This window comes from Syntrophorhabdaceae bacterium, from assembly GCA_028713955.1.
Lineage (GTDB): Bacteria > Desulfobacterota > Syntrophorhabdia > Syntrophorhabdales > Syntrophorhabdaceae > UBA5609.
In genome coordinates, this window is sequence record JAQTNJ010000041.1 from 1 (window position 1) to 18,019 (window position 18,019).

The following is an 18,019-nucleotide window of genomic DNA, read 5'->3' on the forward strand; positions in this document are numbered from 1 at the left end:
TATCTTCCCGTTGCCCAGGCTTCCGTTAGAGAGGCGGCAAAGATGTTCGGGTTTACCGTTGAAACCATATATCAGATCGAACTTGCCCTCGAAGAAGCATTCATGAATGTAATAAAACACGCCTTTGAAGCCGGTGAAGACAGCACCTTTGATATTATCTGCAAACAAACCTCTATGGGTATAAAGATCATTATAAAAGAGAAAGGGATGCCCTTTGACCCCGGCAAGATCACCCTCTATGACCCTTCGAAAGACATTCTTGAAGTCGGCTCCACCGGACTCGGCACATTTCTCATGAAAGAGATCGTTGATGAAGTCTCCTTCCACAACCTGGGATCTGAAGGCAAAGAGATACATCTCGTTAAATACCTGCCGGGTAAGAATATAGAAGACTTCTGCGATCCTTCCGAACTGGAGCGCCATGAAGAAGAAAGACCAGGACCTGTCGTTATCGCCGGGAGGATCGAATACGATGTCAGGAGGATGAAGGCTTTAGAGGCAATTGAGATTTCAAAGGGCGCCTATAAATCACACGGTTATACATTTTTTGATGAAGTCATCTATTATCCTGAACAGATAGTGGCTTCAAATGACTCCGGTGAGATGATCTCCGCGGTTGCGGTAACGAAGGACGATGTCTTTATGGGCCATGCCGCCCTGCACTACCCTGAACCGGGCGCAAGGATCGCGGAACTGACATTTATCTTTGTCAGCCCTGAATACAGGGGTCAGGGATGCATGAAGAGAATGCTTGATTTCCTCTTTGCCGCGCCAAAACAATACGACCTTGAGGGTGTTTATGCCTTTGCTGTTGCAAATCACATCTATTCACAAAAAACAATGGTCGGTCACGGTCTGGTTGACTGCGGCATAGAGCTGGCAACAAGTCCCGCAACCTGGGTCTTCAAGGGCATCTCAAAGGGCGAGTCCCAGAGAATAAGCGTGGTGCTGAGCTTTAAATATCTGAAAAAACCTGATCCGATAACCCTCTATCCCCCTGCCCGGCATAGGGCAATGATAGAAAAGCTTTACAGAGATATGGGCGCTGAACACAATTATATTGTCCCTCCCTTCCCGGAACCTCATTTCACGGATGATAAGTCGGTCATCTATGCGAAGGTTTATGCCGCTGAGGGAAACGCCGAGATCTTTATTACAAAATACGGGTCGAATGTTGTACATGAAATTAAAGGAATATTGAAAAATCTTCTATGCGTCGAACAGATCGCCGCGATCAACCTCTATCTCGGCATGGAGGACCCGCTCACCTATTTCATGTCCCCTGCCTTTGAGGAGAGTGGTTTTTTCTTTTCCGGGATATTGCCGAAGACCGGGGTGGGTGACGCGATCATATTACAATATCTCAATAATATCTCCTTCGATTACGACAAGGTGATCGCGTATTCCGACAACGCGAAGGAGATTCTTGCCTATATACGGGAAAACGATTCCTCTGTTTCACTATAATGTATCTGCTTTCACTTCCCTTATCCTTCTCTCTTCTTTTTTAATTGTTTTACCGTCCGGTGTTTGATATTCTTTTCATAGCAGGTGGTTGTTAATATGAATTTCCGTACTACAATAGTCTTCCTAAAGGGCATGTTGTTTCTCCTGCTCATTCTCCTGCAGGGATGTACATCGTATACGGTCAAGGTGGATGGTTTCCGTAATCCGGACAGGCCGTTGATCATTGCTCCGGGCACAACGATCCATGTCGTTGAAGATAAGGAAGCAAAAAACCCCTTGCTCGACAAGGAGGTCGCGAGGAAGATCGAAAGTATGCTGAAGCTGAAGGGCTATGCGATATCGCAGTCCGACAGCCCTGTCTATTATCTCCTCCACGGATACGGCATAGGGAAGGAAAGAACGGTGACCCGCACGATGCCGGTATACCAGCCCGGGGGAACTGCAACGGTCACAAAAACCGGGCCAAAGGGAACCTCCTACTCAACAGTTCAACTTCCCGGCTCAACGACCTATGTCCCGTATACGACCTCAATATCCGATAAATGGCTCTCCCTGAAGATCGTTGACGGAAAGGATTACAGGGATTCGGGCACGATGACGGATATCTGGATCGGGGAGGCCTCCGTCACCGGGGAAGGTCTGGACCTCAGGGATATGATCAATTACCTGGTCGTGGGGATCTTTGACCATTTTGGTGAGAATACCGGGAAAAGGCTTGCCGTCGATATCAAGGCAGACGATCCGAGGGTAAAGGCCCTCTCGGCACCCTGAACCCGTTCAAAGATAATTATTTATCGTGACGTTTTCAGGAGGTCCTTCAGGTCCGCATTGGGAATGTAGCTCCGGTATATCTTTTCGAAGGTACCGTCCGCCTTCATGCCGTCCAGGACTGACTGCCATTTTGCAACTATCTCAACCGGAGTTCCAAGCGACATGGCGATATAAAAATAGGTATTGCTCACGCGAAAGACCGGCTCCAGGTCGTCCATGCGGTATCCCGCCTTTTTCACGATCTCCGGAACGGTAATATCGGTAAATATCGAAACCTGCACGCTTCCGTCCATGAGCTGCTTGACGTTGGTGGTGGGAAGAGGAGAACTGACCAGGTTCGTAAACCCTTTGTTTTTGAGATACTGTTCGGTAAACCAGTTGGTGGTGGTGGCAATGGCGGCAAGCCTTTTGGCCTCTTGCAGGCTTCGGATCATTATGCCGGAGCCCTTCTTTACGTAAAACATGGCGCTGTTCTTGCCTACCGGCCCTACCCACTGAAACAGCTTCTCCCTCTTATCGGTCCTCTCGGCGCTGAAGAGCACTACATTCGGGGTCTTCAACGCTTTAGTGTAAGCCTCGTCCCAGGATGTCAACCGGATCGTATCCGGAATACCCTGGCGGGCAATGATCTCGCGCACTATGTCGGTTACAAAGCCGGCGACCTTCCCGTCTTTCATGAACGTGACGGGCGGGTATTCCTCCGTCAGCATTGTCAGTTCAGGAGTTCCCTTTATATCCTTTGGTGCCGCGTGTACATCCCCGGCAAGGATGATTAAACACATTATTAAACAGAAGCAACCGATCTTTTTCATACATTTCACCTTCTTTTTAAATGTGGTCACGGTAGTGAAGGTCGTGCCCTGAAAGACACTGCCCCGTGACGTGAATTTATAACAAGAATAACCGTATGGGTCAACGGAATACTGGACGGCCTTACTTCCTTTCAACGCGGCCGGGAACTACGACCACCTTCCGGCCGGTAAAATAGCGTTTGTCGATATAGATTGTGCGGGTTGTCCCTGCTGCCTGCCCATACTCCTCCTTTCCTTGTTTATAGTAATACCTCTATGGCTGTTACTACAACTCCATTTCCATAATGTCCCAATCACCTTTACTTGCAAGTGTGCTCTCTGTCTGATATAATTTTTTCATGCCTTAATATAACAGGGGGTAAGCGATGGGAGACAAAGGCGGGAAGAAAAATAGAGACAAGGATCAGAAACAAAAGGCTATAAAACATGCACAAGATATAAAAGAGAAAAAGGAAAAAGAACCAAAACGCGCACAGAAATAGTTTTGCTTTCTACTTGTTTGTCCCGGATACTTCTTTCTGGCAATCAAAGCAATATGCCTTGCCGCCGAAGATCTTTTTCTGATTCCAGCAATACTGTGCGACCTTCTGTTTTCCAGGGAGAATATTTTAGATGATTTGTTGGATTGCAAGACCTGATCCCATACACTTGGGGTCCAATCTATTTGGGCAACAGCCCCTAAAGATTTGACCCCTTTGTCCTACCAGAGATTTTTGTTGCTGCAGCACATGTCCCGGGCCATACTTTCCGCCCTTGCCGCAATGGTGGACATGGACAAAGCCCCTAAACAGACGTTCCGGCTTGGCGGTTGGCATGGACCGCTTAAAGCATCTCCTCCCATGCATTGCGCTTCCATGAACCACGTGGAATTACTTGGCTGGCCGCAACTCTTGTGATAAGCCCAGAGATTCATGTGGATTATTGTGTTCCCCGGAGCGGAGCATTTAAACTGTGCAGTATAGTCCTTGTTGCTGGCGCGAGTACTACCTATGTAGATATTTTTGCGGCTATCCCGCAGATCCGAAAAATGCCCTGATATCTTAGTCACCGTAAACGTACATCTCTTCTTCTGATCCTGTCTCCCCCGCGCATTCACATTATCGGGCAGCAGAAATAGTCCAAGAACCCCCAGAGCCAGCACAACCGAAAACAACCATTTTCTGTTTACCTTCATAAAGTCACCTCCATCAAAAAATTGTTTTCCGCCTACTCCCAAACCCTTCCAAATCGAAAATCTGCCTTCAAACACGTGATCAAATAAATTCTCGCCGATCCCTACAATCAGCTAATTTAATATTACGCTCCATAGACCATCATGTCAACCTCAATATTTTCCTGATCCAGTGGTTCATGTTGTATTCCCGGACCTCCGGGGGACACTTCCCCAGGCACTGCACCATCTGTGCACCATCTGGGGTCAGAAAAACCCGACACCGATGCTCTATAGTGAAATATTTAGGTTGAAAACCTTTCACCTTTCACTTTTCACTTTTTACGGTATCAGCTGTACTTTGCGTTCTCTGCGAGTGCTTTGATCTCGCATATTGTGTGATGTGCTTAATTGCACGACCTGGCCCAAAGGGTTTGCGATTGCCTCATGCCTCACGAAAGAAGATAGAAAATCGACTAAGTCAAGGATAAAGATTTGACCCCTGTGCCCCGCTTTCGCTCACAAAAAGGTGTCGATGGAACTTCCCGGAACGGCGGAGACGATCTTGGATAGCGGATATTTCCTGGGCGTTCTCGATGCAATAAACCCGGAAGCAAGAGAAGACTTTCCATATTCCTTCATGAAGGCCTCCATGCCTTTCAAACTTGAAGCATCGACCGCTTCGCCATATTTGCATTCAATAGCTGTGAATTGGCCGCCTTGTTCGATGAGGAGATCGACCTCATCTCCCTGGGACGTCCTCCAGAACCACAGCGGCACGGCCTTCCCCATTGAATAGAAATGCCTGACGACCTGCATGACGATATGCGTCTCCCAGAATGCGCCTACCATCGGATTGCGGGCGATAGCCTCCCAGCTATCAAAACCGAGTAGAAAGGAAATCAGGCCGGTATCGCACATATACAGCTTTGGAGACTTTACCAGTCTCTTGCCTATATTCCTGTAGTAAGGTTCAAGGAGGAAGATCTGGCCCGAGGCCTGCAGCACGGAGATCCATTTCTTTGCCGTATTCGGGGCAACACCCACGTCCCTGGCGAGGTCTGAATATGAAAGTATCTGTGCGGTCCTGCTTGCTGTCGCCCTCAGGAAACGGTCGAAATCCCGGAGACTGCCGACATTCAGGATATTCCGTACATCCCTTTCCACATAGGTGCTCACATATGAGGCATACCAGAAATGGGGCTCTATGCCCGGCTGCGCGTAGAGTTCCGGATACCCTCCCCCGAAGAGGTATTTGTTCTCATCAAATGTACGGGAGGTCTTTTTCAGCTCAGCCGAGGAAAGGTTCAGCATGTTCATGACGCCGCATCTTCCCGCAAGACTTTCCGATACCCCCTGCATCAGGAGGAAGTTTTGCGAGCCGGTAAGTATGAAGCGGCCGGGCCTTTTGTCTTTATCGATGACCGCCTTGAGGTAGCGGAAGAGCGAAGGCGCGTACTGGACCTCGTCAATGATAAGCGGCTCTTTCTGTTCGCCGATGAACCTTTCCGGATTTTCTTCTGCCTGTGCGGCAAGATACGGGAGATCGAGAGAGACATATTGAGCGCCGGGGAATACATGGCGTACGAGCGCGGTCTTCCCCACCTGCCTGGGACCTGTCAAAACAACGGCGGGAAATTGCCCGAACATCGACCGCAAGGTCTTTTCATAATTTCTTGATATCCACATGCATAAATTATGCATTACCACTGCAAAATTGTCAAGCCCAAACAAAAGGAGCGAGAGACGAGGAACAAGGGTCGTGATTCCATAAGTACTGCGCGGCTTTGAGGGTGATCGTCTTTTTGCACTTGCTGCAGTAATTACTCATACCGAGTTGCATTCAAAAATAGAGCGAGGCGACGAGGAGGAGGCGACGGAGGCGTACATTTTAGTACGTCGAGGAGATGACAACGAAGGCAACGAAGCTATATGAATGAATGCAACTTGGTATCAATATTTTGCATGGAGCCGTATCTTCTCCTGATCCTGCAAGACCTTGAGGATCCCCATGATACTGTCCATACGAGGGTTTCCACGGGAACCTAACATCCGATGGATGCTCTTACTTGATTTATGAAGCTTTTTTGCAAGGGCCGGAAAGGTGATCGTTGCGTTGATGTAATCACGCAGCATTGCCTTCCCTACGTCAAGATTCCCCTCGAGCATTTCGTTTACCGCTTCTGCAAGTAATCCTTTGCGGTACTTCTCATCGCGTGCCGCGCGTTCCATTATAGTTTCTTTAAAATCACGGGTAAGCGCCATGATCAACCTCCCTGCCTCTTTCTGGCCTTATATTCCAGCCAGAACGTCTTTGCCTTTTCAATATCCTTGTTCTGTGTTGTACTGGTAACTTATAGGTTACTAATTGTCAAGAGTTTAAAGAAAATTATATTGATCACAGCTGAAGGGTGCTATTACGGAAATATTTTCTAAGGAACTCCGCCGGGCTTATTATTTTGATGCCCATATAATTACCGACAGACAACAGGTGCCTGTCTCCCGATATTATATACGGACATTTGTGGGCAACTGCGCACTCTATGAACATATTATCGTCAGGATCATCTTCCCGCTCTGACCTTTTTTATTGTCGCGTTGATGGTGCGGAGAGAAACTCCCTTTCTTGCCATCTTTGTCCTGATACGGCCCCAGAGGTCGTCGATATAGGAAGAGATGTCCCTGTTTCTTACATAATCTTCAAGAAGCTCCCTTACAACCTTGCTCACGGTCTTCCCCTCGGCCCTGGCAAGATTATCAGCCATGCTCTTAAGCTCCGGATCGATCCGGATGATCATCTGCTTCCCCATGTGTTACCTCCATATATACTGTAATTACAATCTATACAAATGCTATTGATCAATCAAGTACATGTGGAGATCCACCGGTATCGCCCGAACCCCACCGCATGTTTTGCCGGATTGCAAGACCTGATACCAAAGGGTTTCTGTGAAGCAACAGGTCTTACCCTGCGAACATACAGAAGTTTGTTGAAGGAATGATGAAGCAGTTGCCCGGAAAGGCTTCTGCCTTTACCGGTTTATTAACTATCTGGTAAAAGGGGACCCCAAGCTTCCCCGCGAAATACTTCCCTGCGGGGCTGATGCGCGTATCCCCTTCCTTTGCCTCAAAGAGGGCGACAGGCTTACCGTTTTTTACGAGGACAAAGTCCACCTCGCGTTTCTCTCTGTCCCTTACGTACATTATCTCGTATGTCCCGAGGCCGGTCTCCGTGAGCCTTGCCGCCATCCGAAGCAGCGTGACGGCGATAAAGTTCTCAAACCTGTATCCGGTATCGGGCACGGTTGTCCAATCAAAGAAATAAAGCTTTACTTCCTTTTTAATGGACCGGGTGATCCGCTTATGCCATGGGCGGACCGTGAAAAGGAGATAGAGCTGCGCCAGGATATGGATCCAGTTAACGATTGTCGCATAGTGGCATCCGAGGTCTTCACGGAGAGAGTTAATGCTAAGGGGTGAACCGACCTTTGAAGGAAGGATCTCCGCCAGTTGTTCAATGCCCCTGATGTCGGAGACCCGTGAAAGGTCTCTCACGTCCTCTCTTGTCAGGAGCGTCCTGTATTCTCTCTGCCATCTCGTAAAAAAACGCTGCGATGCCTTGCTGAAAGGCTCGGGGAAGCCGCCATATGTCAGCAACCGGCTAAGCGATTCATCGCGCCCTTTAATGTTTATGGAGCGTATGGCGCGAATGAATCCCTCTCCGTCTGAGAAATCAACGTTCTCTCCGGCAATCCTGCTAAAATCGGCAACCACCTCGGGTAATCCCAGAGGGAATATCTGGTACAGTAAATACCGTCCCACCAGTGAATCGCCCGTTTTGCGGTACAATCCAAGGCGTGCGCTCCCTGTCACGAGGAGCGTCATCCTGCCCTTATTTGTGTCGTAAAATCCTTTCAGGATATTCCTCCAGTCCCGCTGCTTATGGATCTCATCGAAAACGATCGGGACCGGTGATCTGCGGTATTTCTCGTCGATGAGGTTCCTGAATATAAGAGGGTTCCTCCGGTATTCCCGGGCGACAGAAGGGTCATCCCAGTTGAAATACATATCTTCCATGCCTGATCCTTTAAGCCATTCCTTCGCAAAGGTAGTCTTGCCGACCTGCCTGGGGCCTGTGAGAAAGACCATCTTCCCGGCATTCAGTTCAGGATCGAAGAGATAGGTTTTAACGATACGCTCTATCATCTGTATATGACTATTTTATGCATATATGTAAATTTGTCAAGACAATTTTCCACTAATATGTAAATTTGTCATATTCACTTAATATACGACGAAGCAACCCTTTGTCTCACGCCCGCTTCGCTCGAGCCCGCAGAGCATACAGCAGCAGAGGGCAGAGAGCGAAGAGTGGAGATAAAAATACAACCAATACAGAATATGCTTAAACCCTCAGCTCTCTGCTGTAGTTTCCCCTCACGACTCACGGGCTTCGTGCTATTTGCTGTCTACTATCTACTGACGACTATCGACTGCCCTTACTTGCTTGTCTTTTGAAATTCTTTCTGGCAATAAAAGCAGTATGCCCCATATCAAACTACAGGCATTTTTTCAAAGTAAAGGGGGTGTGGAGGTGGCCCCCAATCCCCCCTTCCATTCATTGATAAAGCAATTTGAGAAACGACGTCTCCATCCCCCATGACGCCACCTGCTGTGGGCTACGCTGTGGAACGAGGTGAGAGAATTGTCAGTGAGAAGGACTATGTGTTATAAGTTATTTACTTATTTACGGTCGTCCCCTTCTGTACACCCGGATAAAGATAGAAGATCGACTAAGTCAAGGATAAAGATTTGACCCCATTGCCTTCTCAAACCGGCGTTAAAGCAATAACATATGATGTGCTTGATTGCACGACCTGACACCAGAGGGTTTGCGATTGCCTCATGCCTCACGAAAGAAGATCGACTGAGTCAAGGATAAAGATTTGACCCCCTTGCCTCCCTGCCATTGTCTTCTTCGGCATTCTCATTTGCGGGGCTTGCCAGTATTGATTCAAGGGTAAACCCTTTGTCACCATTCTTTCCAATAGGTCTGTATAAGCTCTCCTCCCTGAATTTTTTATTCAGATACTGCTTTATAGCTCTGTTTCTGGTTTTCCTGACAATAGGAGTAATGTCCTCTAATGTTTGGGGATCGCATTCAAGTATTTCCAGCCAGGCTTGCTGAAAACTATCTTCGTGCTGTCCAAAAAAAGGTTGCAGATAATTATTTACTTCATCTTCATTCAATCTCATATCGATTTCCTTTCTGGATTAACCCGATAGAAAGATTACCTGTTCAGATTACAATAGTAAAAGAATATTAACTTGCCGGGAAATACCTTTCTTTCGGCTTCTGGATTTTCGGATCATTCTTCGGGTGTGGTGAATTCACCCATGTAATTCACGCGGGCAAAGAGACCTTCCGGCTTGAGAAAAAGATCCAGGCCGTTGCTTTCCCCCGATTATTAGAAGACCTTAAAGTTTAGTTTCATTTCTCCGCGATACGGGCCATTCTCACCACAGCGGATGGGCCAAGGAAAACAAGTCAGATGATTTGCTGGATTGCACGACCTGACCCCAAGGGTTTACGATTGCCTCATGCCTCACGGAAGAAGATAGAAGATCGACTGAGTCAAGGATAAAGATTTGACCCCCTGGCCTTCCCAGCTGACCTGAAGACCGGCTAACGTTATTCAATACCTCTGAATTCCTTAAGTTTAAAATCTATTTCATATAAAAAGACTTCGATATTCTTCATCACTTTCAAGGCATAATCTAATTTTTTATCATAGCTTCCAGCTATAATAATACCCTTCACATTTTCATCCTTTTTATGCTCTTTTATCCATCCCATATAACGAGCTACTTGGCCAATCGTGTCATCACTGGTTTGGTCTTTCTTAAGTTCAATCACTACAAAACTATTTGACCCCTTATCTTTTGCTAAAATATCAATTGGGCCAATATCAGTTTTGTATTGTTGACTTATTAACTCACCTTCTTCAATAATTAAGTCGAATCTTTTACCAATTTCAGTCTTTCCCCAATTATGTATAAGAAAATCCTCCAACTGTTTCTCCATATAAAATAAACCCCGACTATAATCAGAAGGAGTAGCTGAGGGCGTTATCGATGTAGTCTTTTGGTAATAATCAAGAATTATTTCTAAATCTGATTCTAAATCTCTGTCTGATGTAATAGCATTAGTATCTCTATAAGTAATATGTACGTTACTGTTTTCAATGGAAATTGTGTATGCCTTGAATACAAATGAATCTCCGTAGCGGGGAACATCTTGATCAAAATAGGCTGTAATAGTGCGTGTTGAATTCATTATTTCAGTAGGCCATGATTTCCCAAATTCTTCTGTTTCGCTTATCCCATAAGCTAGAACAAGAGCTTGTAGTTCCTTATAATACAAGTACACTGGATAGAATCCTTTACTAACTTGCATTTCAGGGGTAATAAAAGCTATCCAAGGAATACGGGCTGGCATTCCCATGCCGAAAGAGATGCGTAGCCTCAAATCGCTCCACTCTTTGGGATAGAAGCTCGTTTTTAAATCCCCCCCTTTGGATTGTAATAAAAATTGTTTTAATAAGGTTGGCCAATTATTCATATTTTAATTTATCTCGATAAAATTTCGGGGTCTGGTCTTTTATTATCAGTTTTTCAGATATTTTCTGCCGCAAGAACGCCCCCACCATGGGCTAAAAAGAACAAGAATCTGGTTGAGAGTTATGCTACCCCTTAACCTTCAGCACCTGCTATTTATTAAATTACCCAACCAAAACATCAGCTTAGAGCGTATATTCGCTCATCGCGAACATATTCCTCCGGTTCATCTTGTTAAAAACAACAAAACCGGGAAAACTAAAGCAACGCGAAAAGCTGTTCTACCTTAACCTGTTCTTATTGAAATTAATCCCACCTGTTTCTATACATCTATTGTAACCCTTTGAAAACTAAAGTCAATGTTTTTAAGCCACCAGCTTCCCGAAGCGAGGTAAGCGTGACATGTGACTTGCAGCTTGTTATATTATTTTTCTCACTCCTTTATATTCCTGATACCCCTGCAGGATGGAAATTTTTCACATCCCCAAAAATTCTTTCCAGCATTCACTCCTCTGGTGGCCTTTCTCAAGACCATGTTTGATCCGCATATCGGGCAAATCACCTTTTGCTCTGCATACGTACGAGGAGATTCGCTAACAGAAGAATCCTTGGGGGTGGTCGCCGTTTGGACCTGCCTACGGATGGTTTTGACGCTTGTCAGGCCCGTCAGAAGTTCCCCTCTCCTCCAGGCAAACAGGGCGGAGATAGCGCCAATCACAAGAAAGAAGAGGGCAACCCATATCGCAAACGACGAGAGTAGTATTGCAACACCCTTAAAAAGTGGGCTTCCTCCTATTATTGAAGGAATAATGAATTTGATGCCAATGTACGCAATAAAGGCTACAATGATGCTCACCCACCAGGGAGACTCTAACAACATTTTTACTATGCCTTCGTCGCGTTTTTGCATTTAATGTTTCCCTCAAATTGGCATTCGAGCATTCGTAGTCAGGCTTCTTCTTGCCATTTTTTCAGTTATCTTCTGCTGCAAGAATTGTCCCCACCATTACCCCACCAATACATCAACAGATCGTTCAAGGTTCTATGTTAAAACCAAAGAAACGTGAGAAACTCAATAAACCCGAGAAACCCTTTAAAACCATTCTATCTCTGTGAAATTAAAAATACAAATGTTTTTTTAAGATCAGCAATCAGCTTTCAGCCGTCAGCGATCAGCTGTCATTACAAACCATTTTAACAGGCAGAACCGACAACGGGATGTTGAACTGATAGATGGGAGGTACGAGATGCGAGGAGCGAAAATCTGTTTATAGTTGATGGTTCATGGTTGATAGTGCTCTGCTCAACGTCGCATAGTTATGATTACGTGGATCTGTTGGTAAATCGTCTTCCAAGGGGCTGGGTAAAGTCACAATACGGATAATTGGTACATCCAAGGAATCTATTGTTTGTCGTTCGGTTTACCCTGATCGTTAAGACACCACCACATTTTTCGCATTCGAGTTGTTTGGGATCTTTTTGTAGTAATTCTAAGACAAACATTGATGGCTTGAATGTGTTAGGGAGTAAATAAACCTTATGTTTTGCTCTCGTTGAAGCAACATAAAATAATCTCCTTTCTTCCGCGTGGTCATAATTATCTGATTCAGCCAGGACCATATTGATGATTGGATCGTCGACGATTTCGGTGGGAAAACCATATTTTTCAGAATTTAAATAGTCAATAATGACATAATCAGCCTCTAAGCCCTTAGCGCTGTGGGCAGTGAGAAATTCTATTTGCAGAGGATCAAATGTTTTACTTAAATAACTTAAATCACGACGTGAAGGACTATTAAAGTTATACCTTCCAAGTATAAAAACTTTTGCAGGATCATTATTTGTCTTTTCTTTTATATTTTTCAGGCAACTCATTAATCGTTTAAGATCCGCGTCAGTATCCTTAAATATGATTTTATATGGTTTTTCAGTTGTAGAGTATTTAGTTTTCAGTTCCTTTTTAAGCTGAGCAGGATTTTGTTGAATAAACTCACTCGTAAATTGCGCAATCTTATCGTTAAACCGGAAGGTGTAATCAAGAAAGGTCCTTTGGGTATATCCGAAATACTTTTCAAAATCCGTAAAAATAGATAAATCACTGCCCGTGAATCTGTAAATTGACTGCCAATCATCGCCAACGCAGAATAATCTCTGTTGAGGGTTTTGTCCGATGAGTGCCTTGATCAGATTATATCTTCCCATGGATATGTCTTGAAATTCATCGATAAGTATATAACGGTAAGGAGACCTGTATTGATTGGTGTTAATATAGCGCGTTGCTTTTGTAATCATGTCGTTGAAATCTATTTCTCCGGCATCACGCAGGAACTGTTCATGGGCATCATAAATAGGCTGAAATATCTTCAGAAAAGCTGCATACCTTCCTGTCCCATCCATGACCCTTGCCTTGGCGATCAGATCATCTATCGTAAAATTATTTGCTTTAAACAAATTAAGAAATGTTTGAATCAGATTGACCAACAAGGGTATTGCCTCTTGCTTGTCGAAGATATTGTATATATCATTGTCTGATTTTGGCGCAAAAGCAACCCCATGTTGGCGCAAGTTCTTTTCTAAATTATCGAACAAAATTCCTTCTTTTTTCTCATAATGAAATGTTTCAACAAGTGTTGTTTTATATCGGCCATGAATCTGGCGTTTCCATATGATACCGTTATTATATTTTTCTTTAGGGTTTGGTCCTTCAAACCATTTCGGGACATCTCCATTTCTATCGATACCAAAATGTTCTATGTAAATCCCATAATCGGATAAATAAAAATCAGGACAATACTGAGAATGATTGTAAGTCGCCGTGGCGTGTTCATATGGTCTTTCGTATTCATAGTCTATGTTGTTTACGTAGAAAAAATTTGCGATCTCTGCTTCTTCGTAGCTTTTTACAGTTTCCCCTTTTAGCGTTCTAATATTATTTGACTTTAGATACTGTAAGTATTTGTCTTTTGTCTCAAAATCATGTGGTGCTTTATAGGGTTTTAAATAGTATGCCAAATATCTGGTTAATAGATTGAAGTAAACAGGGTCTCGCTTTAACTCATCTAATTTATCGTTAATGATTTTTGGCAATCTATTTTCTTCGTCGAATACCGATGGTTTTGTACGCTCAACTCGTGAAAGAATATCAAGACCGAATTTATGGAAAGTCATAACGTCAAGATTTACTCCAACCCTTCTCTCGATCCTTTCCCGCATCTCTTCCGCTGCCCTACGCGTAAAAGCCAACAGAAGGATTTCTGAGGGGTTTACATTCAATGTTTTTATAAGGTAGGCAACCTTGCCAACAATTGTAGTGGTTTTACCGGTACCCGCTCCTGCAATCACAAGATTACTATCTTCATCATAGACAATCGCTTCTCTTTGTTTCTCAGTGAGCGGGTAACTTTCGACAGAATCAAAAAGCATCTGGTTCTTCAATAATTCATATTGACAAAATTTGTGATTATGATTCTGCCGTATTTGTTCACCATTTTTGTAATTATTTAAAAAATGATTTAAGTTGTTTTTTAACGCAGGTGTAATATCCAGTTTTTTGTAAGGGAATGTAACCTGTTGTGCCACGGCAGCATATACATTATTCCAGTTCTCCAGTTTTCTGTGATTAAAATAGCAATTATGAGACAAGAGAATATTAAAGTCTTGTGTGGCTGAATAAATTTTATCTTTTAGAGAATTGATGAAATCAATCTTCTTTTTTGTAATCCGTTTCTTCTCTTTAATAACAATCCATGAAAGTGCAATCAAAATAAGAAAAATGACGATTATTGAAAGAAAGAATATAAAAGGACCTGGGTTTTCTTGTGATGGCATATTATTAGGACACGCTCAGTGCCAAGAGTGTGCTCGTTCTTATAAGAACAGCATTCGGGGTTAGGTCTCGGATTATCAGATTATCGGCTATTGTCTGCAGCAAGAATAGTCTCCCACCATTTGCTGAGAACGAAGAGCTTAGAGCAGAGAGTGAAAAACATCAGGTTGGGTTTTCTCTGAACCTTAGCCTTAACCTACTTTTTATTGAAATTACCCCACCACAACAACATCAACTGATCGTTCTACGTTCAATGTTCTATGCCTGCCCTCGAATGACTCTATCGGGGGTTCAACGTTAAAACAAAATGAACTAAACAGACCATAGCTCATGGCAACTGCCAACAAAAAGTAGACAGTAGTCAGATAAAAAAACGGCTTAAAACTGGTTGAGTGCCGTTCTCTCGACCTTAGCCTTAACCTCAACCTGCCCTTCTACTCTTTATTGAAATTACCCCACCAAGGAATCAGCATAGAGCTGAGAGCGAAGAGCTGAGAGTAACAGGATCAATTCTTCTGCTCGTTGCTTACGCCGAACCCCTGAAAATCATTCTATATCTATGAAATTAAAAATACAAATGTTTTTTTATGAAACCCGTGAAAGGGGAAAGGTATTAGGTATTAGGTGATAGGTGATATGCTGCGGGGCGGGGATCAGTGTCATTGCAAGCCCGCATAGGGCGTTCCGCTATAGCGGAAGTTCTGTTTTCGTTCTCCGAACTCATAACTCCGAACTCTCAACTGCCATGAAAGGGCCTGGTGTACTCTGCGAGAGGCGCCTTAAGAATAAAAGCTGTTCTGCATTCTGGGTTTAGGTAAAATAGACGACAAAAATAGGAAGAACTGCTATCCGGCTTTTATAAAGTCACGTGGTCTCAATATTCTCAAGGCAAAGGGCAGGTCCCTTATGTCGAGGAGATCTTTGTCGCCGGTTATGAGAATATCCGCCTTTGCCGCATAGCAACAATCGAGGATCATATTATCTGTCGGGTCTCTACAAATGACAAACTTCTTCTGCGGGGCAATTAGTTTCGCTTTTGTTACAAGGGCCGCAATCCCTGCAATTAACGCTTTGAACTGAAGTTGATCAATTTTTCCTTTACGAAATAGTTCGAGGGGTGTATCGCGATACTCCCGAAGAAGTGCGGGCGATAAATATATATCTGCTTCTGAAAATGCCTTTTTTATTGCCTGTTCCGGAACTCCTCTGAAAATAAATGCAGAGATTAATATGCTGGTATCGATGACTACCTTATTTCTTCTTTGCGTATGCCTTTCTCCTCACTATTTTTACCGCATTATCAATATCCCTGATTGACAAACTGGATCTTTTGAATGCCTCTCCTGCAACCTTGAAAGCTGCATCAAGCCGATCCTCAGGAGAAAGGACTGACAGGATATAATCTTCAGGGTCAATCTTTTTGGCGACACCTTTCATTTTTTATCACCCCTTAAAGTCTGTCTGCAATTATTCTATATCAAAAATCTTTTTTACTATCTTGAATTTTAACCCTATAACATGAAAAATACAATCTTTTTAGGCTAACAGCTAATAGGCTTATAAGCCGAAAGCAGGGAAGACTGACAAGGGGGGAACGAGGGGAGAGGAGGATCGTGGATGCGTATAAGCGTGGATGCGGGAAAAGATTGCAACCCGGGGCGAGGAGAGGAACCAAAAACTGTTCAACGTTCAAAAAACATGAGATGCTGGATACTGGATACCGGTCACGGGAGGGAGGGAGACGGTACAACTATTTTCTCCGGGGGAACTAAGACTGTTCTGCCGCTGCGCCATACCACTATGGGGTACCTCTCCGTTTGTGCTCGGCAATGGCTTCAGCAACGGCTTCTTTCAATGCCATCTCGGCTTTTAGGTACATTCCACTTACAACTGCACCACATAAGATAACATGTAGGACATGACGGGATTTTCTGGTAGAGTGAAGCACCACCAACACTCAATCCGGAAAGGAGCCCACCATGCCCTACCATCATCTTACCATAGAAGAGCGTTATGTCATCAGTCATTTGAAGGTTGCCGGTTTTTCTCTCAGAGAGATCGGGCGTCGTCTCGGACGACACCATGTCACTATCAGCCGCGAGATCGCCCGAAACGGTCCTGAGTACCCTGAAGACGTATACTGGTACGATTTTACTCACCCCAGGGCAATCGAGAAACGTCATAAAGCAAGGCATCACCGAAGGAAGAGTCAAGACGGGTTGCGGGCTTATATTGAAATAAAGATCAGACTCGACTGGTCGCCGGAAGCAATTGCTGCCCGATTGAAGTTTGAGTATCCGGACGATGAAGGGATGCGCATCAGTCACGAAACCATCTATCGGTGGATCTATTCAGATGCCGCCCGGGGTGGAGATCTCTACCGTCATTTGCGGCGATGTCACAGGAGGCGCAGACGACAAAAACGGTACGGTTCCGGAAGACGCTTTATCCCGGAACGTATCTCCATAGACCAGAGGCCTCCTATCGTAGAAACCAGAGAGCGCTTCGGAGACTGGGAGGGGGACAGTATGGAGGGAGGCAAAGGTACAGGCTGTCTTGCCACATATGTTGAACGAAAATGCCGTTATCTGTTAACGGCAAAGCTTACGGACAAGAAGGCGTTGACCATGACGGAACAAAGTATTCAATCTTTCAGGAAAACTCCCCGGGCACTTCGCCGAACCCTGACCGTCGATAACGGCAAAGAGTTTTCACGCTTCAAGGAACTGGAAAACAAAACCGGACTGAAAGTCTATTTTGCCGATCCCTATGCCGCCTGGCAGCGGGGTACCAATGAAAATACCAACGGCCTTCTGAGACAGTACTTTCCGAAGGGAACTGATTTTCGGAAGATCTCGGAAAAAGACATTGCAATAGTTGTGAAAAAGCTCAATAATAGACCGAGGAAGTGCCTCAACTACCGGACACCCCATGAGGTGTACCGTCAGGCTCTTCGTGGTGCGCTTTGAAGTGGAATTCACCTTATTTCAATCAGCCTTGGGGGTCAGGTCTTTTATTATCAGTTTTTCACTTATTTTCTGCTTCAAAAAACATCCTCCAATAAACCGGCTCGTGGCTGATAGTTCATGGCACATGGCTGATAGCAACTGCAAAAGAGAGTAGGCAGTAGGAAGTAGGCACTGGAGAAATTGCTTAACCTTAACCTCGACCTCAACCTGCCCTTTTCCCTTTTAAAGCCATTCTATCCCTATACAAATGTTTTTTATGAAACCCGTGAAAGGGGAAAGGTTCAAAACTCTTTGCATTCAAGCTGTTTTCTGGCAAGGATCATTGTTTCATGGAGCTTCTTTCTGAGGATATCCTGAGGCGGTAATTCCGTCAGATAGGCAGCCACGCGGATACCGCCTTTATCCA

General features: G+C 44.7%; 15 protein-coding genes. 3 read left to right on the forward strand and 12 right to left on the reverse strand.

Annotated features, from left to right (window positions below; genetic code table 11):
* Nucleotides 1-1,467: GNAT family N-acetyltransferase (locus PHU49_05615; protein ID MDD5243475.1), on the forward strand; the 1,467-nt coding region annotated here is incomplete at its 5' end.
* A 96-nt stretch (nt 1,468-1,563) separates the two neighbouring features.
* Nucleotides 1,564-2,238, forward strand: a complete 675-nt coding sequence (locus PHU49_05620) for a hypothetical protein (protein ID MDD5243476.1) — start codon at nt 1,564-1,566, stop codon at nt 2,236-2,238.
* A gap of 20 nt (nt 2,239-2,258) precedes the next feature.
* Here PHU49_05620 and PHU49_05625 read toward each other — a convergent pair whose 3' ends face one another.
* From PHU49_05625 to PHU49_05680, 12 genes are all read right to left on the reverse strand, one after another.
* Complete coding sequence (locus PHU49_05625) at nt 2,259-3,050, reverse strand: transporter substrate-binding domain-containing protein (protein MDD5243477.1); 792 nt, start codon at nt 3,048-3,050, stop codon at nt 2,259-2,261.
* Nucleotides 3,051-3,750: 700 nt separating this feature from the next.
* Complete coding sequence (locus PHU49_05630) at nt 3,751-4,224, reverse strand: hypothetical protein (protein ID MDD5243478.1); 474 nt, start codon at nt 4,222-4,224, stop codon at nt 3,751-3,753.
* Nucleotides 4,225-4,719: 495 nt separating this feature from the next.
* Nucleotides 4,720-5,889: an ATP-binding protein gene (locus tag PHU49_05635; protein ID MDD5243479.1), complete on the reverse strand. Its 1,170-nt coding sequence runs from the start codon at nt 5,887-5,889 to the stop codon at nt 4,720-4,722.
* Between the two features lie 264 nt (nt 5,890-6,153).
* Nucleotides 6,154-6,465: a transcriptional regulator gene (locus tag PHU49_05640; protein MDD5243480.1), complete on the reverse strand. Its 312-nt coding sequence runs from the start codon at nt 6,463-6,465 to the stop codon at nt 6,154-6,156.
* 299 nt (nt 6,466-6,764) lie between these two features.
* Complete coding sequence (locus tag PHU49_05645) at nt 6,765-7,010, reverse strand: ribbon-helix-helix protein, CopG family (GenBank protein MDD5243481.1); 246 nt, start codon at nt 7,008-7,010, stop codon at nt 6,765-6,767.
* A 154-nt stretch (nt 7,011-7,164) separates the two neighbouring features.
* Nucleotides 7,165-8,406 (reverse strand): ATP-binding protein, encoded by a 1,242-nt coding sequence (locus PHU49_05650; GenBank protein ID MDD5243482.1) that lies wholly within the window; start codon nt 8,404-8,406, stop codon nt 7,165-7,167.
* Between the two features lie 726 nt (nt 8,407-9,132).
* On the reverse strand, nt 9,133-9,456 hold the full coding sequence (locus PHU49_05655) for a hypothetical protein (protein MDD5243483.1): 324 nt from the start codon (nt 9,454-9,456) through the stop codon (nt 9,133-9,135).
* Nucleotides 9,457-9,892: 436 nt separating this feature from the next.
* Nucleotides 9,893-10,822 (reverse strand): PDDEXK nuclease domain-containing protein, encoded by a 930-nt coding sequence (locus tag PHU49_05660; GenBank protein ID MDD5243484.1) that lies wholly within the window; start codon nt 10,820-10,822, stop codon nt 9,893-9,895.
* Between the two features lie 429 nt (nt 10,823-11,251).
* Complete coding sequence (locus PHU49_05665) at nt 11,252-11,728, reverse strand: topoisomerase DNA-binding C4 zinc finger domain-containing protein (GenBank protein MDD5243485.1); 477 nt, start codon at nt 11,726-11,728, stop codon at nt 11,252-11,254.
* Between the two features lie 413 nt (nt 11,729-12,141).
* Nucleotides 12,142-14,646, reverse strand: coding sequence for a UvrD-helicase domain-containing protein (locus tag PHU49_05670; protein MDD5243486.1), 2,505 nt, complete (start codon nt 14,644-14,646; stop codon nt 12,142-12,144).
* Between the two features lie 843 nt (nt 14,647-15,489).
* Complete coding sequence (locus PHU49_05675; GenBank protein ID MDD5243487.1) at nt 15,490-15,888, reverse strand: putative toxin-antitoxin system toxin component, PIN family; 399 nt, start codon at nt 15,886-15,888, stop codon at nt 15,490-15,492.
* Between the two features lie 7 nt (nt 15,889-15,895).
* Nucleotides 15,896-16,081, reverse strand: a complete 186-nt coding sequence (locus PHU49_05680) for a hypothetical protein (GenBank protein ID MDD5243488.1) — start codon at nt 16,079-16,081, stop codon at nt 15,896-15,898.
* A gap of 542 nt (nt 16,082-16,623) precedes the next feature.
* Between PHU49_05680 and PHU49_05685 the strand changes: the two genes are divergently transcribed.
* Nucleotides 16,624-17,613, forward strand: a complete 990-nt coding sequence (locus tag PHU49_05685) for an IS30 family transposase (protein MDD5243489.1) — start codon at nt 16,624-16,626, stop codon at nt 17,611-17,613.
* Nucleotides 17,614-18,019 lie beyond the last annotated feature (406 nt).